We start from the raw sequence: 18,581 nt of genomic DNA, 5'->3' as shown, positions 1-18,581 counted from the left end.
CTACGCGCCCACCCCACCCGCACCACCCCCAAGTGGCCTTCTTCACGAACAGTGACAGCGGAACGCGATGGAGCCACTACCCTAGGTGAACATGAAGATCGCTTTCGTCGGGAAGGGCGGCAGCGGAAAGACCACGCTGTCCTCGCTCTTCATCCGTCATCTCGCCGCCAACGAAGCCCACGTCATCGCCGTGGACGCCGACATCAACCAGCACCTGGGGGCCGCTCTCGGCCTGGACGAGGCGGAGGCCGCCGCGCTGCCCGCCATGGGTGCGCACCTCCCCCTCATCAAGGACTATCTGCGGGGCGCCAACCCCCGTATCGCTTCCGCCGAGACGATGATCAAGACGACTCCGCCCGGCGAGGGCTCCCGGCTGCTGCGGGTCGGCGAGGACAACCCGATCTTCGCGGCCTGCGCGCGCACGGTACGGCTCGACGACGGGGACGTCCGGCTGATGGCGACGGGGCCCTTCACGGAGTCCGATCTCGGAGTGGCCTGCTACCACTCCAAGGTCGGGGCGGTGGAGCTCTGCCTCAACCACCTGGTCGACGGTCCCGAGGAGTACGTGGTGGTCGACATGACGGCGGGCTCGGACTCGTTCGCCTCGGGTATGTTCACGCGCTTCGACATGACGTTCCTGGTCGCGGAGCCGACCCGCAAGGGGGTGTCGGTCTACCGCCAGTACAAGGAGTACGCACGCGACTACGGCGTCGCCCTGAAGGTCGTGGGCAACAAGGTGCAGGGCCCGGACGATCTGGAGTTCCTGCGTGCGGAGGTCGGCGACGACCTGCTGATCGGGATCGGCCACTCCGGCTGGGTACGGGCGATGGAGAAGGGTCGGCCGTCCAGGTTCGAGCTGTTGGAGGCCGACAACCGGATGGCCCTGCAGACACTGCAGGACACCGCCGAGGACTCGTACGGGTCGCGTGACTGGGAGCGCTACACGCGACAGATGGTGCACTTCCACCTGAAGAACGCCGAGAGCTGGGGCAACGAGAAGACCGGCGCCGACCTGGCCGCACAGGTCGACCCCGCCTTCGTGCTCGACGAACGTCACGCAGGAGCGGGCGTGACCGCGCCCGCCTGACTCATCACACGTAACCCCCTCGCCGGCCGCCTTTCGGTGGCCGACGAGGGGGTGAATGATGCGGTGCGCGCGGTCGGCCGCCGTTTCGGCCGCCGTTCCCCAGGTGCTTCAGCCAGTCGCTCCGGCGGGATCCGAACCCGCGTCGCCCCGACCCGGGGCATGACCCGGGGCGGCCAGGTCCGGAGCCTGCCCCGCGGCCTCTCCAGCAGCCCTGCCCGGGGCCTGCTCCTCGCCCTGCCCCTTGCCCTCGCCCGTGTCCTTGCCCTTGTCCGGCGCGCTCTGGTCCTTGCCCTCGCCCTTGTCCTTGTCCGCGGGCTGCGCGGCGGCCTGCTGGGTGCCGAGGTAGGACGACCAGCCCGTCTTGGGCGCCTCGCCGACGCCGAGCGTGGTGAGCTTGGCCAGCGCCTTCGGGTCCTGCGCGTCCAGCCAGTCGGCGAGCTGCCTGAAGGACACGCAGCGCACGCCCTCCTTGGTGCACACCTGCGCGATGGTCTCCTCGATGGCGCGCATGTAGGTGCCGCCGTTCCAGGACTCGAAGTGGTTGCCGATGATCAGAGGCGCCCGGTTGCCGTTGTACGAGCGGTCGAAGGCCTGAAGCAGCCCGTCCCGCATCTGGTTGCCCCAGTACTCGTGCTGGGAGGGGTCTCCCTGGGTGGCCGTGCCGGACTGGTTGACCATGAAGTTGTAGTCCATCGAGAGCGTCTCGAAAGCGCGGCCCGGCATCGGAACGAGCTGGAGCGGAATGTCCCAGACCCCGTCCTTCTTCTTGGGCCAGACCTGGTTGCCGACGCCGCTGGAGTCGTAGCGGAAGCCCATGTTCCGGGCCGCGGCGACCATGTTCTTCTGGCCTTCGAGGCACGGGGTGCGGGCGCCGACCAGTTCCTTGTCGTAGTCGAAGGGAAGCGGGGCCTCACCCTTCAGCTCCGGAGTGTTGGTCTTCCAGCTCTTGACGAAAGCTTTCGCCTGGCTGATCTCGCTCTTCCACTCATCGACGGACCAGGTCCCGACGCCGCCGTCCTTGCCGCAGAAGTGGCCGTTGAAGTGGGTGCCGATCTCGTTGCCTTCCAGCCAGGCCGCACGCACCTCGTTGAGGGTGTCGCGAATGCCCTCCGTGTCGTTGAAGCCGATGTCGGAACGACCGGGCGCGTGCTGGGGCGGGTTGTAGAGGTCCTTCTTCTCCTCCGGCAGCAGGTACACGCCACTGAGGAAGTACGTCATCTTGGCGTTGTACTTCTTGGCCACGCCGCGGAAGTGCGAGAAGAGCTTCTGGCTGTCCTCACCGGCGCCGTCCCAGGAGAACACCACGAACTGGGGAGGCTTCTCGCCGGGCGCCAGGCGTTCGACGGCCGGCGTCTTCGGCTGGACCCCGGTGAAGGCGGTGGACCCGTCCCCGATGAGCTTGACCGCGTTCTTCGGGGCAGCGGCCGGAGGGTTCTCCTTGGCGCCATGGGCGCCCTTCTCCGCGTCGGCTCCAGCTCCCCCGGCCGCGGACCCTCCGGACCCGGCTCCGGAACAGCCCGCGAGAACGGCGACCAGGGCCGTGGACATGACGCCCAAGGCGATCCTCTTCGTGGCGGCCATCATCCGCCCACCCTCTTCCTTGCAGGTTATTTGCGTTGAAGTGCCGACACGGCGCGGCCAAATTCGCACGCGATTCCGCACAGCAAGGGCGACATACCGAATGAAAAGCTGCCTATTCACTGATAAGAGTTATCAACTAGCCCGAACGCCTCCGGCCTGAACCAGACGAGCCCCCGGCCCGTGCAACCAGGCGCCACCGTTCCCCACCGCCCCCGAAACGCCCCGACGCACCCGACACGCCCCGACGCACCCGACCGGGACGGAACCGCCATGCGCCATGCGTCGCACGACGCCCCTCGGCCGCGGAGCGGGATCATGGCTCCATACACGAAAACACAGGTCTAAACCAATTCCCGGCAGGCCCTTGTCACCTGGCCCCGCGCCTGATGAGCTATGCCCCGGGACACAACGGACACCCTGGGACTGGGAGAAGTCGTGAGCAACGAGAGCCTGGCCAACCTGCTTCGGGAAGAGCGGAAATTCGCTCCGCCTGCCGAGCTGGCCGCCAACGCCAACGTCACCGCAGAGGCGTACGAGCAGGCCGAGGCGGACCGGCTGGGCTTCTGGGCCGAGCAGGCCCGCCGCCTGACGTGGGACACCGAGCCGACCGAGACCCTCGACTGGAGCAACCCGCCCTTCGCGAAGTGGTTCGCGGACGGCAAGCTGAACGTCGCGTACAACTGCGTGGACCGCCATGTCGAGGCGGGCAACGGCGACCGGGTCGCCATCCACTTCGAGGGCGAGCCGGGCGACAGCCGGGCCATCACCTACGCGGAGCTGAAGGACGAGGTCTCCCGCGCTGCCAACGCGCTGACCGAGCTGGGCGTCGGCAAGGGCGACCGGGTCGCCGTCTACCTGCCGATGATCCCCGAGGCCGCCATCGCGATGCTGGCCTGCGCCCGCATCGGCGCAGCGCACTCCGTGGTCTTCGGCGGCTTCTCGGCCGACGCGATCGCCGCCCGTATCAAGGACGCGGACGCCAAGGTCGTCATCACGGCCGACGGCGGCTACCGCCGCGGCAAGCCGTCCGCGCTCAAGCCCGCGGTCGACGACGCCGTCTCGCGGTTCGAGACCGTCGAGCACGTCCTCGTCGTCCGCCGCACCGGCGAGGACACCGCGTGGACCGAGGGCCGTGACGTCTGGTGGCACGAGATCACCGCCCGGCAGTCCGCCGAGCACACCCCCGAGGCCTTCGAGGCGGAGCAGCCGCTCTTCATCCTCTACACCTCGGGCACCACGGGTAAGCCGAAGGGCATCCTGCACACCTCCGGCGGCTACCTCACCCAGGCCTCCTACACGCACAACGCGGTCTTCGACCTCAAGCCGGAGTCCGACGTCTACTGGTGCACCGCCGACATCGGCTGGGTGACCGGGCACTCGTACATCGTCTACGGGCCACTGGCCAACGGCGCGACCCAGGTCATGTACGAGGGCACCCCGGACACCCCGCACCAGGGCCGGTTCTGGGAGATCGTGCAGAAGTACGGCGTCACGATCCTCTACACCGCTCCCACGGCGATCCGTACGTTCATGAAGTGGGGCGACGACATCCCCGCGAAGTTCGACCTGTCCTCGCTGCGCGTCCTGGGTTCGGTCGGTGAGCCGATCAACCCCGAGGCGTGGATGTGGTACCGGAAGAACATCGGCGCCGACAAGTGCCCCATCGTGGACACCTGGTGGCAGACCGAGACCGGCGCGATGATGATCTCGCCGCTGCCCGGTGTGACGGAGACGAAGCCGGGAAGCGCGCAGCGCGCGCTGCCGGGCATCGCCGCCACCGTCGTGGACGACGACGCCAACGAGGTGCCGGACGGCGGGGGCGGCTACCTCGTCCTCACCGAGCCGTGGCCCTCCATGCTCCGCACCATCTGGGGCGACGACCAGCGGTTCATCGACACCTACTGGTCACGCTTCGAGGGCAAGTACTTCGCGGGCGACGGCGCCAAGAAGGACGAGGACGGCGACATCTGGCTGCTCGGCCGGGTCGACGACGTCATGCTCGTCTCCGGGCACAACATCTCCACCACCGAGGTCGAGTCCGCGCTCGTCTCCCACCCGGCGGTCGCCGAGGCCGCCGTGGTCGGCGCCGCGGACGAGACGACCGGCCAGGCCATCGTGGCGTTCGTGATCCTGCGTGGCACCGCCACCGCCTCCGACGAGCTCGTCGCCGACCTGCGCAACCACGTCGGCACGACCCTCGGCCCGATCGCCAAGCCCAAGCGGGTCCTGCCGGTCGCCGAACTGCCCAAGACCCGCTCCGGCAAGATCATGCGCCGCCTCCTCCGAGACGTCGCCGAGAACCGCGAGCTGGGCGACGTCACCACACTCACCGACTCCTCCGTGATGGACCTGATCACCACCCAGCTGCCGTCCTCCTCGTCCGAGGACTGACACCGCAGAGCGAGAACAGACACGGAAGTACGGCTCCGATGGGCATCCGGCAACGCGCCGGGTGCCCATCGGGCATTTAGTCTGAAGATCACCTGATACGGTCCCGCTCTTTACGCCCCCGGTACAGTGGACGCTTCACCCACAACTGCAGAGAACATCTCCACAGGGGCGCCGGGAAGTCTGGTCGGCATGTCCGTCAGTCATGCCCTCATGCCGCCCTGACCTGGAGGTCCTCTCGTGGCACCGCCCAACCCGCCCACCCCCGCGCCCCCGGCGCCGCCCCGGCGGCCGTTGCTCGGCAGGCTCTCGCTGCCCGAGCGGAACTACGTGGCGGAGGCCCTCCGTACCGAGACGGTCGGCGGTGTACTGCTGCTCGTGGCGGCGGTGACCGCGCTCGTCTGGGCGAACACCTTCGGCGGCTCGTACGAAGAGGTCAGCGACTTCCACTTCGGCCCCGGCAGCCTCGGCCTGGACCTCTCCGTAGCGCACTGGGCGGCGGACGGACTGCTCGCCGTCTTCTTCTTCGTCGCCGGCGTCGAGCTCAAGCGCGAACTGGTCGCGGGCGAACTCCGCGATCCGAAGGCCGCGGCCCTCCCGGTGGTGGCGGCCCTGTGCGGCATGGCGGTGCCCGCCCTCGTCTACTTCCTCACCACGGTCGTCGGCGGCGGCTCGACGGCCGGCTGGGCGGTCCCCACAGCCACCGACATCGCCTTCGCCCTCGCCGTCCTCGCGGTGATCGGCACCTCGCTGCCGTCCGCGCTGCGGGCCTTCCTGCTCACCCTGGCGGTCGTCGACGACCTCTTCGCGATCCTGATCATCGCGGTGTTCTTCACCTCGGACCTGAACTTCCTGGCGCTCGGCGGGGCCGTCCTCGGATTGGTCGTCTTCCACTTCCTCCTCCGCTTCGACGTCCGGGGCTGGTACGTCTACGTTCCGCTCGCCCTGGTCATCTGGGGCCTGATGTACAACAGCGGCATCCACGCCACCATCGCCGGTGTCGCGATGGGCCTGATGCTGCGCTGCACCCGTCGCGAGGGCGAGAAGCACTCCCCCGGCGAGCACATCGAACACCTGGTGCGCCCGCTGTCCGCCGGGATCGCCGTCCCGCTGTTCGCCCTGTTCTCGGCCGGGGTCGCGCTGAACGGCGAGGCGCTGGCGGGCGTGTTCACCCGGCCCGAGACCCTCGGCGTCGTCCTCGGTCTCGTCGTCGGCAAGACCGTCGGCATCTTCGGCGGCACCTACCTCGCCGCCCGCTTCACCAAGGCGGAGCTGAACAAGGACCTGGCCTGGGCCGATGTCTTCGCGGTCGCCTCGCTCGCCGGCATCGGATTCACCGTCTCGCTGCTCATCGGGGAGCTCGCCTTCGAGGGCGACCAGGAGATGATCAACGAGATCAAGGCCGCCGTCCTGCTCGGCTCCCTGATCGCGGCCCTGCTCGCCTGCGTACTGCTCAAGGTCCGGGTACGCAGGTACAAGGAGCTGTACGAGGCCGAGGAGCTGGACGAGGACGAATCCGGGGTACCCGACGTCTACGAGCAGGATGATCCGGAATATCACCTGCGGATGGCCGCCATCCATGAGCGGAAAGCGGCAGAACACCGCCGTCTCGCCGAGGAGCGGGCGGGGGCAGCGCGCAACAAGCCGAACAGTCCGGCATGATCTGACATCGGATGTGTCGAAGACGGAGAGGGAGTCAGGGATGAGCGACCCCGGCAACTACGCGGGCAGTGCGGACCGCAGCATCGGGCAGTTGGTCGCCTCGGCGACGGCCGAGATGTCCGCGCTGGTGCACGACGAGATCGCCCTGGCCAAGGCGGAGGTGCGGCAGGACGTCAAGCGCGGGGCGATCGGCAGCGCGGCGTTCATCGCCGCGGGCGTGCTGCTGCTGTTCACGATGCCGATGCTGAGCTTCGCGGCCGCGTACGGGATCCACAACCTGGGTCTGGGCCTGGCGTGGTCCTTCCTGATCGTGGCGGGCGCCTTCATCCTCCTGGCCGCCCTGATCGGATTCATCGGCCTGCGGAAGTTCAAGAAGATCAAGCCGCCGGAGAAGTCCATCGCCTCCGCCAAGCAGACCGCCGCCGTCCTGCAGAAGGCCAAGCCGCACCCGCGCCCGTCGATCGCGGCCGACGCGATCATCGAGCGCTCCGGCAGCAGCCTGGCGAAGAAGAGCATCGAGAGCGGCTCCGCAGAGGGCGCCGGTAAGGACTCCGGTAGGGGCAAGGCCGACGCTGTGGCACGCTCGTCCACATGACGGTTCCCGATTCCAGCGCATTCGGCCCGACGGGTCCGGTGGCCCCGGAGGGTGCGGCCGCCCCGGCCGAACCGGCCAGGAGCCCCGCGGGCCGGACCGCCGCCGGGGGCCCGGTGCGCCTCGACGGCCCCTGGACCCACCGCGACGTGGCGGCCAACGGTGCGCGGTTCCACATCGCGGAGATGGGCGAGGGGCCGCTGGTGCTCCTGCTGCACGGCTTCCCGCAGTTCTGGTGGACCTGGCGCCACCAGCTGCCGGCGCTCGCCGACGCGGGCTTCCGGGCGGTCGCGATGGACCTGCGCGGGGTGGGCGGCAGCGACCGCACGCCGCGCGGTTACGACCCCGCCAACCTGGCCCTCGACGTCACCGGGGTGATCCGTTCCCTCGGCGAGCCCGACGCGGCCCTGGTCGGCCACGACCTCGGCGGCTATCTCGCCTGGACGGCCGCAGTGATGCGGCCCAAACTGGTCCGCCGGCTCGCCGTCTCCTCGATGCCGCACCCGCGCCGCTGGCGCTCGTCGATGCTGTCCGACTTCGCGCAGTCGCGGGCCGGTTCGTACGTCTGGGGCTTCCAGCGCCCATGGATTCCGGAGCGTCAGCTCCTCGCGGACGACGCCGCCCTGGTCGGGAGCCTCATCCAGGACTGGGCGGGCCCCCACACCCCGGAGTTCCCCGACGAGGAGGCCCTGGACGTCTACCGGCGGGCCATGAGCATCCCCTCCACCGCCCACTGCTCGATCGAGCCGTACCGCTGGATGGTGCGGTCGATGGCGCGTCCCGACGGGATCCAGTTCAACCGGCGGATGAAGCGTCCGGTCCGGGTGCCCACGCTGCACCTGCACGGGTCGCTCGATCCGGCGGTCCGCACCCGTAGTTCGGCCGGGTCCGGCCAGTACGTCGAGGCGCCCTACCGGTGGCGACTTTTCGACGGTGTCGGTCACTTCCCCCACGAGGAGGACCCGATCGGCTTCTCCACCGAACTCATCAACTGGCTCAAGGACCCCGAGCCCGACCGGTAGCCGCCCGCCCGTCACGGGCACGCGTGTCCGACGAACAGCCAATTGCCTGCCGCATAGGCCAATTGGCTGACTGGCGCACGATTACCGACCTTGGGTCACGGGCAGACGTCGGGGTATGGGCTGGACGCACGACTTCACTGACGAAGCACGCAACCGCCGCTCCACCGCGTCAGCCGGTGTGAGCACTCATGAGGGGGGCGGCCCCCGGGGCCGGGTGCACGATGTGCATGAGCTTCACCGTTCCCGTCTCGGGATTCCGCGCATCCTCCGCCGCCGGGCCCGCTGGGTCTCGGCACGGCTCCGACACCCCCGTAACTGACGATCCGTCGGCTGCGCCCTAGGGCATCTTCCGAAAGTAGCGCCGTCCGCCCGGAGGCCGCGCAGGCGGGACTTTCGGAGCACGCCCTAGAGGGCGCAGCCCTGGCTGTCGACCTGCTGGTTGGCCTCGCGGCCGATCTCGATGTCCTCGCGGATCTCGTCGGCCGTCAGCGCGTAGCCGGTGTCCGGGTCGTCGAGCGACTTGGCGAACACCACTCCGTACACCTTCCCGTCCGGAGTGAGCAGCGGGCCGCCCGAGTTGCCCTGGCGCACCGTCGCGTAGAGCGAGTACACGTCGCGGCGCACCGTGCCCCGGTGGTAGATGTCCGGGCCGTCGGCGTCGATGCGGGCGCGGACGCGGGCCGAGCGCACGTCGTACGCGCCGTTCTCGGGGAAGCCGGCGACGATCGCGCTGTCGCCGGTCTCCGCGTCGTCGTCCGGGCCGGTGAACTGCAGCGGCCTGGCCCGGAGATCAGGGACGTCCAGGACCGCGATGTCGCGCTGCCAGTCGTAGAGGACGACCTTCGCGTCGTACAGCCGGCCCTCGCCGCCGATCTGCACGGTGGGCTCTTCCACGCCGCCGACCACATGGGCGTTGGTCATCACCCGGCGCTCGGAGAAGACGAAGCCGGTGCCTTCGAGGACCTTCCCGCAGCTCGGGGCCGTGCCCACGACCTTGACGATCGACTTCTTGGCGCGGGCGGCCACCGGGCTGCCGACGAGGGCCGGGTCCGGGGCCTTGACCTCGGTGATCGGCTCGTTGGCGAACGGGCTGAAGACCTGCGGGAAGCCGTTCTGCGCGAGGACGGACGAGAAGTCCTGGAACCAGCTGGGCGCCTGCTTCGGCATCACCCGGTCCACCCCGAGCAGGACCGATGAGCTGCGGACCTCCTTGCCGAGGGTCGGCAGCGAGGTGCCCGCCAGCAGCAGGCCGATCATCCAGGCCACCAGCAGCATGGCCACCACATTGACCAGGGCGCCGCCGGTGGCGTCCAGGGCGCGCGCGGGCGACCACGTGATGTAGCGGCGGAGTCTGTTGCCCAGGTGGGTGGTGAAGGCCTGGCCGATCGAGGCGCAGACGATCACGATGACGACCGCGCCGATGGCGACGGCTGTGGAGACCTCGGCGTCCTCGGTCAACCGGTCCCAGATGACCGGCAGCAGGTAGACGGCGACGAGACCGCCCCCGAGGAAGCCGATCACCGACAGGATGCCGACGACGAAACCCTGGCGATAGCCGATGACCGCGAACCACACGGCAGCCAGCAGCAGCAGGATGTCCAGCACGTTCACCGTCTGTAGCCTCGCAGTTTCGTCACCTGGCCCGTCGGTGGTGACGGGGTCCGGGCCGGGCCCGGAACAGCGCAGCAGGACAGCCAGCGTGTCATGCGCGCCAGTCGAGCGGCACCTGCCTGGCCCTGTCCCAGGGGCGTTCCCATCCCGCGTAGTGCACGATCCGGTCGATCACTCCGGCCGTGAAGCCCCAGACCAGGGCCGATTCGACCAGAAATGCCGGGCCGCTGTGCCCACTCGGGTGGATGGCCGTGGCCCGGTTCGCGGGATCCGTGAGATCCGCCACGGGGACCGTGAAGACCCGGGCCGTCTCGGCCGGATCGACCACCCCGACCGGGCTGGGCGCGCGCCACCAGCCGAGCACGGGCGTCACGACGAAGCTGCTGACCGGGATGTAGAGCCGGGGCAGCACGCCGAAGAGCTGTACGCCCCGGGGGTCGAGCCCGGTCTCCTCCTCGGCCTCGCGCAGCGCCGCCCGCAGGGGCCCGGTGGTGGCCTGGTCGCCGTCCTCGGGATCCAGCGCGCCACCGGGGAAGGACGGCTGCCCGGCGTGGGAGCGCAGGGTCCCGGACCGCTCCATCAGCAGCAGTTCGGGCCCGCGCTCCCCCTCGCCGAACAGGACCAGGACGGCGGACTGCCGACCCGCCCCGCTCTCGGGCGGCAGGAAGCGGCTGAGCTGCTGCGGCTGGACGCTGCGCGCGGCGCGGGCGACGGGGTCGAGCCATGCGGGGAGGCCGTCTGTGGTCACGGGGACCTCGGCGTCGGCCGACCCGACTCCCGGTCCCGGCCCTCCGGGGCTTCCGGGGCTGCCTGGACTTCCGGGCCCCAGACCCTCGGCGAAGCCATTCCCGGCCTGCGTGTGCGCCTGTGTGTGCGCCTGTGTGTGCGCCTGTGTCATGCCGTGTGTCTGCGCGTGCGTCATGGGCACCCCCGTTGATTCACAACGCCTGTCATCGGCCATTTCGTTCCGAGCCGTTCCGTCCTGAGGAGTGAAGGTGGAGGCGAGGGCGTGACGCTCACTCCGCCCCGAGCGCGGGCGCGGGTTTTCCCGGGTAGTCGGCGGGCGGGCTGAGCCGCTGGCCCGGGTAGCCGCCCATCTCGTACTTCAGGAGCTTCCCGGCCTTCTCCGGATCGGTCTCGCCCTCCCCGTACGAAGGACAGAGCGGGGCGATGGGGCAGGCCCCGCAGGCGGGCTTGCGGGCGTGGCAGATCCGGCGCCCGTGGAACACCACCCGGTGCGAGAGCATCGTCCACTCGCTCTTGGGGAAGATCCCGGCGACGACCGCCTCGACCTTCACCGGGTCCTCCTCGTCGGTCCACTTCCAGCGCCGCACGAGGCGCCCGAAGTGCGTGTCGACGGTGATGCCGGGGACGCCGAAGGCATTGCCCAGGACCACGTTGGCGGTCTTGCGGCCGACGCCGGGGAGCTTCACCAGGTCCTCCAGGCGTCCGGGGACCTCGCCGCCGAACTCGTCCCGGAGGGCGGCCGAGAGGCCCAGCAGCGACTTGGTCTTCGCCCGGAAGAACCCGGTCGGCCGGATGATCTCCTCCATCTCCTCCGGCACGGCCGCCGCCATGTCCTCGGGTGTGGGGTAGGCGGCGAAGAGCGCGGGGGTGGTCTGGTTGACCCTCAGGTCCGTGGTCTGGGCGGAGAGGACCGTGGCGACGAGGAGCTCGAACGGGTTTCGGAAGTCCAGCTCGGGATGGGCGTACGGATAGACCTCGGCGAGCTCGCGGTTGATCCGGCGCGCCCGGCGGACCATCGCGAGGTGCGACTCCGCCTTGGGTGTCTTGGGCGCCTTGGGCGTCTCGGGCGCCTTAGCGGTTTTGCCGGGTTTCGCCGGTTTTGCGGGCTTTGACGATGACACTGCGGACCTCCTGGCCGACTCCCGGAGCGGCTTCCCCGGCTCTCCGGGGGAGCCGTGCGCCCCTCCGGGGGAGCCATTCGCGGCATTCTTCGGGCGCGGCCGGGGCTGTTCGCCCACAGCGGAATCGCCGCCCTTCGGCACCCCGTCAGCCCCCTTGGCCTGCGCTCTCCCCGGCGTTCTGGACACCCGGCCAGCCTAGAGCCAGGCACCGACAACCACCGCCGTCACGGCGCATCCGCCCCCGATCGGCCCCCTGCCGTAGGGTCCGGCACTCCCGTGCGTCAAACTGGTTTGTGATTGATCGCACTGTTTTACCGTCCGGCATGATGGGGACCACGGTTCCCTGAACAGGCCGACAAGGAGAGAACTCGTGGACGACGTTCTGCGGCGCGCCCCGCTTTTCGCGGCGCTCGATGATGAGCAGGCCGCGGAGCTCCGCGCCTCGATGAGTGAGGTGACCCTCGCGCGCGGAGACGCGCTGTTCCACGAGGGCGACCAGGGTGACCGCCTGTACGTGGTCACCGAGGGCAAGGTGAAGCTCCACCGCACCTCACCCGACGGGCGCGAGAACATGCTGGCCGTGCTCGGCCCCGGCGAGCTGATCGGGGAGCTGTCGCTCTTCGACCCGGGCCCGCGTACGGCGACCGCCTCCGCGCTGACCGAGGTCAAGCTCCTCGGCCTCGGCCACGGCGACCTGCAGCCCTGGCTGAACGCCCGGCCCGAGGTGGCGACCGCGCTGCTGCGCGCGGTCGCCCGGCGGCTGCGCAAGACCAACGACCAGATGTCCGACCTGGTCTTCTCCGACGTCCCGGGCCGTGTCGCCCGCGCCCTCCTGGACCTGTCGCGCCGCTTCGGCGTCCAGTCCGAGGAAGGCATCCACGTCGTGCACGACCTCACCCAGGAGGAGCTGGCCCAGCTGGTCGGCGCCTCCCGCGAGACGGTCAACAAGGCGCTCGCGGACTTCGCGGGACGCGGCTGGCTGCGCCTGGAGGCCCGTGCGGTCATCCTGCTGGACGTGGAGCGGCTGGCGAAGCGTTCGCGCTGACCCCGATCCCGTACGCGAAGGGCCCCGCCGACCGGGGCACGCACCGGATTGCGCACTCCGGTACGTCGGTCGGCGGGGCCCTTCGCCGCGCGTGGGCCGGATCAGCTCTGGATCAGTCCGTGCTCGGTCAGGTACTCCAGTTGCGCCCGCACCGACAGCTCGGCGGCCGGCCACAGGGAGCGGTCCACGTCGGCGTACACCTTCGCCACCACCTCCGACGGCGTACGGTGCCCGGCCTCCACCGCCGTCTCCACCTGGGCGAGGCGGTGCGCGCGGTGGGCCAGGTAGAACTCCACCGCCCCCTGCGCGTCCTCCAGCACCGGGCCGTGGCCCGGCAGCACCGTGTGGACGCCGTCGTCGACCGTCAGCGACCGCAGCCGCCTGAGCGAGTCCAGGTAGTCGCCGAGCCGCCCGTCCGGGTGCGCGACCACCGTCGTGCCGCGGCCGAGGATCGTGTCGCCCGTCAGCACCGCCCGGTCGGCGGGCAGATGGAACGAAAGCGAGTCCGCGGTGTGCCCCGGCGTCGGCACCACCCGCAGCTCCAGGCCGCCGGTCGTGATCACGTCGCCCGCCGCGAGGCCCTCGTCGCCCAGCCGCAGCGCCGCGTCCAGGGCCCGCACCTTCGTCCGCGTCAACTCCGCGAACCGGCCCGCGCCCTCCGCGTGGTCGGGGTGGCCGTGGGTGAGCAGCGTGAGTCCCACGCGCCGCCCGGACCGCTCCACCGCCTCGATCACGGCCCGCAGGTGTACGTCGTCGAGCGGCCCGGGATCGATGACGACCGCGAGATCGGAGTCGGGCTCGGCCACGATCCAGGTGTTCGTCCCGTCGAGCGTCATCGCGGACGGGTTGGGCGCGAGGATGTTGACCGCACGGGCGGTCGCGGGGCCGGAGGCCACGGTTCCGCGCGGCTGTCCGGGCAGGGCCGCCGCGTCGCTCACGCTCGACCGCCTCCCGGGCCCGTCGCGGGCACGTGCTTGGTGAACTCGTCGTGCCCCGGCCAGCTCAGCACCAGCTCGCCGCCCTCCAGGCGGGCCTGCGCGAGGACCGGGGCCATGTCCTGCCCGTCGGCCGCCCCGAGCGCCTCGGCGGCCGTCCTGTACGGCGCGAGGGCCCGCAGTGTGGTCACGGTGGGCGGCATCATCAGCAGCTCGCCCCGGTCGTAGCGGCGGGCCGCCTCGGCGGGGGCGATCCACACCGTGCGGTCCGCCTCGGTGGAGACGTCCCGGGTGCGCTGCCCCTCGGGGAGCGCGGCGACGAAGAACCAGGTGTCGTACCGGCGCGGTTCGAACTCCGGCGTGATCCAGCGCGCCCAGGCGCCCAGCAGGTCCGAGCGCAGCACCAGGCCGCGCCGGTCCAGGAACTCCGCGAAGGACAGCTCCCGGGCGACCAGCGCCTCCCGGTCGGCCTCCCAGTCGTCCCCGGTCGTGTCGCCGACCACGGCGTGGGCGGTCGGCCCTGCGAGGAGAACGCCCGCCTCCTCGAACATCTCGCGCACCGCCGCGCAGACGACGGCCTGCGCCTCGGTGACCGTCGCCACGCCGAGACGGGCTGCCCAGTGCTCCAACGGGGGACCGGCCCACCCGATCAGCCGGTCGTCGTCGCGCGGATCCACTCCGCCACCCGGATAGGCGTACGCGCCTCCGGCGAACGCCATGGAGGTCCGGCGGCGCAGCATGTGCACGACAGGGCCACCGGGCGCGCCGCCGGTCCCGCCCGGATCGCCGCCCGTCCCGCCCGCCCCGGTCCCGCCCGGATCGCGGAGCAGCATCACGGTGGCGGCCCGCCGGGGTGTCACGGCCGTCAGCTCACCGGCAGCGAGGGCCCGGATCCGGTCGGGCCATTCCGGGGGGTACCACTGACCTTGGGACATGGCCGGAGGCTATCCGGAACCGCGCCGATGTTCGAGGGGCTCCCGGCTCCCGGCTCCCTGATCGTCGCGCCGACCCGACACGCCCCGTATCCGCCCCGCCATGCCCCGTACACGCCGGCCGTGCCCCGTACACGGACGATCCCGCCCGGTCGCCGTGACCGGACGGGATCGCAAGGCGGAGCGAGAGAGGACTCTCAGGCGTCGTCGAGCTCCACCTGGACCTCGACCTCGACCGGTGCGTCCAGCGGCAGCACGGCGACGCCCACGGCGCTGCGGGCGTGCACGCCCTTGTCACCGAGGACCGCGCCCAGCAGCTCGCTGGCGCCGTTGATCACGGCGGGCTGGCCGGTGAAGTCGGAGGCCGAGGCGACGAAGCCCACGACCTTCACGACGCGCTTGATCCGGTCCAGATCACCGGCGACCGACTTCACGGCGGCCAGGGCGTTGAGCGCGCAGGTCTTCGCGAGCTCCTTCGCCTCGTCCGGCGTCACCTCGGCGCCGACCTTGCCGGTGACGGCGAGCTTGCCGTCCACCATCGGCAGCTGGCCCGAGGTGTACACGTACACCCCGGACCGCACGGCCGGCTGGTACGAGGCCAGCGGCGGTACGACGGCGGGCAGGGTCAGGCCGAGCTCGGCGAGCCGCGCCTCGACGGCGCCCGCCACTACGACTTCTCCCGCTTCAGGTAGGCCACGAGCTGCTCGGGGTTGTTCGGGCCGGGAACGACCTGGACCAGCTCCCAGCCGTCCTCGCCCCAGGTGTCCAGAATCTGCTTGGTCGCGTGCACGAGAAGCGGCACGGTCGCGTATTCCCACTTGGTCATGGGCCCGACTGTAACGCCTGGCACGTACGGTCCCGTGCGTAGGCCGGGGCAGGACTGGTTAGGCTCGAATACGTGAGCAGGTTCCAGGTCGTCAGCGGCAAGGGCGGCACCGGTAAGACCACGGTCGCCGCCGCCCTCGCGCTCGCCCTCGCGACCGAGGGCAGGCGCGCCCTCCTCGTCGAGGTCGAGGGCAGGCAGGGCATCGCCCAGCTCTTCGGTTCCGACGCGCTCCCCTACGAGGAGCGCAAGATCGCCGTCGCGCCGGGCGGTGGCGAGGTGTACGCGCTGGCGATCGACGCCGAACGCGCACTCCTCGACTACCTCCAGATGTTCTACAAGCTCGGCAGCGCCGGCCGGGCGCTCAAGAAGCTCGGCGCGATCGACTTCGCCACCACCATCGCGCCCGGCGTCCGGGACGTCCTGCTGACCGGCAAGGCGTGCGAAGCCGTACGCCGCAAGGACAAGCAGGGCCGGTTCGTCTACGACCACGTGATCATGGACGCCCCGCCGACCGGCCGGATCACCCGCTTCCTGAACGTCAACGACGAGGTCGCCGGGCTGGCCAGGATCGGCCCCATACACAACCAGGCCCAGGCCGTGATGCGGGTCCTGAAGTCCCCGCAGACCGCGGTCCACCTGGTGACCCTCCTGGAGGAGATGCCGGTCCAGGAGACCGCGGACGGCATCGCCGAGCTGCGCGCCGCCGAACTGCCCGTGGGCAGCGTGTTCGTGAACATGGTCCGCCCGCACCTGCTCGACGAGGACGCCCTGCGCACCGCCGCGGGCGGCCGACGCAAGGAGATCGCCAAGGCGCTGACCCGGGCCGGAGTGACCGGTTCCGCGGCGCTCGTGCGGCCTCTGGTCGAGCAGGCGGCCGAACACGCCGAGCGGGTCGGCCTGGAGCGGGAGCAGCGCGCGGTGCTGGCCGGCCTTGGCCTGCCGACGGCGGAGCTGCCGCTGATCGGCGACGGGGTGGACCTCGCCGCGCTGCACGACCTGGCCACGGAGCTCCGTAAGCAGGGCGCGGGGGAAGAGGGAGAAGCATGACGGCGGACACAGCCGGTGGGGACCCGTCCGTGGCGGGGCTGGACACGGACGCGCTGCTGGACGACCCGGGCATCCGCATCGTCGTGTGCTGCGGCTCCGGCGGGGTCGGCAAGACCACGACCGCCGCCGCCCTCGGCGTACGGGCCGCCGAGCGCGGCCGGAAGGTCGTCGTCCTCACCATCGACCCGGCCCGCCGGCTCGCCCAGTCCATGGGCATCGACCGGCTGGACAACGTGCCGAGGCGGGTCGACGGCATCGATGGCCAGGGCGAACTGCACGCCATGATGCTGGACATGAAGCGGACCTTCGACGAGACCGTCGAGGCGCACGCGGACGCCGAGCGGGCCAGGGCGATCCTGGAGAACCCCTTCTACCAGTCCCTGTCGGCCGGGTTCGCCGGTACGCAGGAGTACATGGCGATGGAGAAGCTCGGGCAGTTGCGGGCGCGCGACGAGTGGGACCTGATCATCGTCGACACTCCTCCCTCGCGCTCCGCGCTGGACTTCCTGGACGCTCCGAAGCGGCTCGGGTCGTTCCTCGACGGGAAGTTCATCCGGTTGCTGATGGCGCCCGCGAAGGTGGGCGGCCGGGCCGGGATGAAGTTCCTCAATGTCGGCATGTCGATGATGAGCGGAACGCTGGGCAAGCTGCTCGGGGGGCAGTTCCTGCGGGACGTGCAGACCTTCGTCGCGGCGATGGACACCATGTTCGGCGGCTTCCGCAGCCGCGCGGACGCCACGTACAAGCTGCTCCAGGCACCCGGCACGGCCTTTCTCGTGGTGGCGACGCCGGAGCAGGACGCGCTGCGCGAGGCCGCCTACTTCGTGGAGCGGCTGGCCGCCGAGAAGATGCCGCTGGCCGGTCTGGTCCTCAACCGCGTGCACGGCAGCGAGGCTTCGCGGCTCTCCGCCGAGCAGGCACTGGCCGCCGCGGAAAACCTTGACGACACCCGCACGGAAAATCTTGACGACTCCCGCATTGTGGATCAGAGGGCCGGGAAAGCTGGCTTTGGTGACCGGGAAGCCCCCGACCCGGCGGTCACCGCTTCCGGACCGACCGAGCCGCCCCTCTCCCCCGAGGCCGGGCAGGCGTCCGGCCCCGAGCCCGCAGCCGAGCACCAGGACACGACGGAGAACGAGCCGCCCCACCAGAACATCGCGACATCCGCGACCACCCCTGACGACGCGACGAGCCCCGCGGACTCGGTCGGCTCTGTCGGCTCTGTCGGCGGGAACGCCGACGACGCCGTGCGCGTCGAGGCCGTGGGCGTCGAGGAACTGACGGCGGGTCTGCTGCGCCTGCACGCCGAGCGCATGCAGGTCGTCGCCCGCGAGCACCGCACCCGCGACCGCTTCACCGACCTGCACCCCGAGGTGCCGGTGACGGCCGTGGCAGCGCTGCCCGGCGACGTACACGACCTGAACGGACTGCGGGCCATCGGCGACCGCCTGGCGGACGGTTCCACTCCGACCCCTGCCGGAGCGGCGTAGCCACCACCCGCCGGGCGTGATGACGCACGGGCCGACTCAGCGGCGCCGACGCCTACCCGACGGCCGCGTACGTCTCGTGCAGTTCCTCGTCCTCCAGCCCGATGACTCCGGGCAGAATGCCGGTGGACCGCTCGTATTCGCTGCGCGCGGTCTCCAGCAGTCGGCGCCAGGACGTGACGGTCGGCCGACGCCGCAGCAGTGCGCGGCGCTCCCGCTCCGTCATTCCACCCCACACGCCGAATTCGACGCGATTGTCGAGCGCATCGGCCAGGCACTCGGTCCGCACCGGACATCCGGTGCACACCGCCTTGGCCCTGTTCTGCGCTGCCCCTTGTACGAACAATTCATCCGGATCGGTAGTGCGGCAGGCTGCCTGCGCACTCCAGTCGGTTACCCAGCCCATGCCGGCGCCGTCCTCTCCCGAATCGAGGCTCCCCCACGGCGGTAGCGGCATATTCACCGCTGCCAGTTGAGGACGTTACGGAAGGTGGGGAC

18 protein-coding genes are annotated in these 18,581 nt (G+C 70.7%); 9 read left to right on the top strand and 9 right to left on the bottom strand.

The genetic code is table 11. The features are described from left to right. Positions 1–91: 91 nt before the first annotated feature. Positions 92–1,087 carry an ATP-binding protein gene (locus ACIRJT_RS29830; protein ID WP_403915088.1) on the top strand — a complete coding sequence of 332 codons (996 nt, stop codon included), beginning with the start codon at positions 92–94 and terminating at the stop codon, positions 1,085–1,087. A gap of 108 nt (positions 1,088–1,195) precedes the next feature. Here the strand turns inward: ACIRJT_RS29830 and ACIRJT_RS29825 are convergent, their stop codons facing one another. Further along, positions 1,196–2,671, bottom strand: coding sequence for a hypothetical protein (locus ACIRJT_RS29825; RefSeq protein WP_403915086.1), 1,476 nt, complete (start codon positions 2,669–2,671; stop codon positions 1,196–1,198). Positions 2,672–3,061: 390 nt separating this feature from the next. On the opposite strand from ACIRJT_RS29825, the gene acs reads away from it, so the two are divergent. The 5 genes from acs (at position 3,062) to ACIRJT_RS29800 (ending at position 8,651) form a co-directional block, all read left to right on the top strand. Then, entirely contained in the window at positions 3,062–5,059 is a 1,998-nt protein-coding gene (acs, locus tag ACIRJT_RS29820) for an acetate--CoA ligase (RefSeq protein WP_403915084.1), read from the top strand. 237 nt (positions 5,060–5,296) lie between these two features. Next, a complete protein-coding gene (gene nhaA / locus ACIRJT_RS29815; protein WP_403915082.1) occupies positions 5,297–6,718 on the top strand; it encodes a Na+/H+ antiporter NhaA in 1,422 nt (473 codons plus the stop codon). A gap of 40 nt (positions 6,719–6,758) precedes the next feature. Continuing rightward, the gene (locus tag ACIRJT_RS29810) at positions 6,759–7,313 is read left to right on the top strand and encodes a phage holin family protein (protein ID WP_403915079.1); all 555 of its coding nucleotides are present in this window, start codon (positions 6,759–6,761) and stop codon (positions 7,311–7,313) included. After that, a complete protein-coding gene (locus ACIRJT_RS29805) occupies positions 7,310–8,332 on the top strand; it encodes an alpha/beta fold hydrolase (protein WP_403915076.1) in 1,023 nt (340 codons plus the stop codon). The genes ACIRJT_RS29810 and ACIRJT_RS29805 overlap by 4 nt, the downstream gene beginning before the upstream one ends. Positions 8,333–8,447: 115 nt before the next feature. Further along, positions 8,448–8,651 (top strand): hypothetical protein, encoded by a 204-nt coding sequence (locus ACIRJT_RS29800; RefSeq protein ID WP_352239652.1) that lies wholly within the window; start codon positions 8,448–8,450, stop codon positions 8,649–8,651. Positions 8,652–8,737: 86 nt separating this feature from the next. Here ACIRJT_RS29800 and ACIRJT_RS29795 read toward each other — a convergent pair whose 3' ends face one another. From ACIRJT_RS29795 to nth, 3 genes are all read right to left on the bottom strand, one after another. Next, positions 8,738–9,943: a MarP family serine protease gene (locus tag ACIRJT_RS29795; RefSeq protein WP_403915073.1), complete on the bottom strand. Its 1,206-nt coding sequence runs from the start codon at positions 9,941–9,943 to the stop codon at positions 8,738–8,740. A 91-nt stretch (positions 9,944–10,034) separates the two neighbouring features. Next, the gene (locus tag ACIRJT_RS29790; protein WP_403915070.1) at positions 10,035–10,865 is read right to left on the bottom strand and encodes an NUDIX hydrolase; all 831 of its coding nucleotides are present in this window, start codon (positions 10,863–10,865) and stop codon (positions 10,035–10,037) included. A gap of 94 nt (positions 10,866–10,959) precedes the next feature. Beyond that, entirely contained in the window at positions 10,960–11,811 is an 852-nt protein-coding gene (nth, locus tag ACIRJT_RS29785; protein ID WP_403915067.1) for an endonuclease III, read from the bottom strand. A 370-nt stretch (positions 11,812–12,181) separates the two neighbouring features. On the opposite strand from nth, the gene ACIRJT_RS29780 reads away from it, so the two are divergent. Continuing rightward, on the top strand, positions 12,182–12,856 hold the full coding sequence (locus ACIRJT_RS29780) for a Crp/Fnr family transcriptional regulator (protein ID WP_003967450.1): 675 nt from the start codon (positions 12,182–12,184) through the stop codon (positions 12,854–12,856). A gap of 101 nt (positions 12,857–12,957) precedes the next feature. Here ACIRJT_RS29780 and ACIRJT_RS29775 read toward each other — a convergent pair whose 3' ends face one another. The 4 genes from ACIRJT_RS29775 to ACIRJT_RS29760 all read right to left on the bottom strand — a co-directional run bounded on the left by ACIRJT_RS29775 (position 12,958) and on the right by ACIRJT_RS29760 (position 15,549). Beyond that, positions 12,958–13,794 carry an MBL fold metallo-hydrolase gene (locus tag ACIRJT_RS29775; RefSeq protein ID WP_403915064.1) on the bottom strand — a complete coding sequence of 279 codons (837 nt, stop codon included), beginning with the start codon at positions 13,792–13,794 and terminating at the stop codon, positions 12,958–12,960. Continuing rightward, complete coding sequence (locus ACIRJT_RS29770) at positions 13,791–14,726, bottom strand: NUDIX hydrolase (protein ID WP_403915061.1); 936 nt, start codon at positions 14,724–14,726, stop codon at positions 13,791–13,793. The genes ACIRJT_RS29775 and ACIRJT_RS29770 overlap by 4 nt, the downstream gene beginning before the upstream one ends. Before the next feature lie 194 nt (positions 14,727–14,920). Beyond that, positions 14,921–15,391 (bottom strand): RidA family protein, encoded by a 471-nt coding sequence (locus ACIRJT_RS29765; protein ID WP_007450324.1) that lies wholly within the window; start codon positions 15,389–15,391, stop codon positions 14,921–14,923. Next, positions 15,391–15,549 carry a DUF4177 domain-containing protein gene (locus ACIRJT_RS29760; protein WP_017947820.1) on the bottom strand — a complete coding sequence of 53 codons (159 nt, stop codon included), beginning with the start codon at positions 15,547–15,549 and terminating at the stop codon, positions 15,391–15,393. Before ACIRJT_RS29760 ends, ACIRJT_RS29765 begins: the two co-directional genes overlap by 1 nt. A 72-nt stretch (positions 15,550–15,621) precedes the next feature. Here ACIRJT_RS29760 and ACIRJT_RS29755 point away from each other — a divergent pair, with 72 nt between their 5' ends. Both ACIRJT_RS29755 and ACIRJT_RS29750 read left to right on the top strand, forming a co-directional pair. Then, entirely contained in the window at positions 15,622–16,596 is a 975-nt protein-coding gene (locus tag ACIRJT_RS29755) for an ArsA family ATPase (RefSeq protein ID WP_403915057.1), read from the top strand. Next, a complete protein-coding gene (locus ACIRJT_RS29750; protein WP_403915054.1) occupies positions 16,593–18,086 on the top strand; it encodes an ArsA family ATPase in 1,494 nt (497 codons plus the stop codon). The genes ACIRJT_RS29755 and ACIRJT_RS29750 overlap by 4 nt, the downstream gene beginning before the upstream one ends. Positions 18,087–18,138: 52 nt before the next feature. Here the strand turns inward: ACIRJT_RS29750 and ACIRJT_RS29745 are convergent, their stop codons facing one another. Then, a complete protein-coding gene (locus ACIRJT_RS29745) occupies positions 18,139–18,489 on the bottom strand; it encodes a WhiB family transcriptional regulator (protein ID WP_006126397.1) in 351 nt (116 codons plus the stop codon). Positions 18,490–18,581 lie beyond the last annotated feature (92 nt).

Source organism: Streptomyces sp. NPDC102283 (assembly GCF_044766265.1).
Classification (GTDB): Bacteria; Actinomycetota; Actinomycetes; order Streptomycetales; family Streptomycetaceae; genus Streptomyces.
This window is presented reverse-complemented; position numbering and strand designations above follow the sequence as displayed.

Bases quoted from the DNA above. Each gene is read 5' to 3' on its own strand.
- ACIRJT_RS29830 (WP_403915088.1), top strand. From the start codon at position 92: ATGAAGATCGCTTTCGTCGGGAAGGGCGGCAGCGGAAAGACCACGCTG.
- ACIRJT_RS29825 (WP_403915086.1), bottom strand. From the start codon at position 2,671: ATGATGGCCGCCACGAAGAGGATCGCCTTGGGCGTCATGTCCACGGCC.
- acs (WP_403915084.1), top strand. From the start codon at position 3,062: ATGCCCCGGGACACAACGGACACCCTGGGACTGGGAGAAGTCGTGAGC.
- ACIRJT_RS29810 (WP_403915079.1), top strand. From the start codon at position 6,759: ATGAGCGACCCCGGCAACTACGCGGGCAGTGCGGACCGCAGCATCGGG.
- ACIRJT_RS29805 (WP_403915076.1), top strand. From the start codon at position 7,310: ATGACGGTTCCCGATTCCAGCGCATTCGGCCCGACGGGTCCGGTGGCC.
- ACIRJT_RS29800 (WP_352239652.1), top strand. From the start codon at position 8,448: ATGGGCTGGACGCACGACTTCACTGACGAAGCACGCAACCGCCGCTCC.
- ACIRJT_RS29790 (WP_403915070.1), bottom strand. From the start codon at position 10,865: ATGACGCACGCGCAGACACACGGCATGACACAGGCGCACACACAGGCG.
- ACIRJT_RS29770 (WP_403915061.1), bottom strand. From the start codon at position 14,726: ATGTCCCAAGGTCAGTGGTACCCCCCGGAATGGCCCGACCGGATCCGG.
- ACIRJT_RS29760 (WP_017947820.1), bottom strand. From the start codon at position 15,549: ATGACCAAGTGGGAATACGCGACCGTGCCGCTTCTCGTGCACGCGACC.
- ACIRJT_RS29750 (WP_403915054.1), top strand. From the start codon at position 16,593: ATGACGGCGGACACAGCCGGTGGGGACCCGTCCGTGGCGGGGCTGGAC.
- ACIRJT_RS29745 (WP_006126397.1), bottom strand. From the start codon at position 18,489: ATGGGCTGGGTAACCGACTGGAGTGCGCAGGCAGCCTGCCGCACTACC.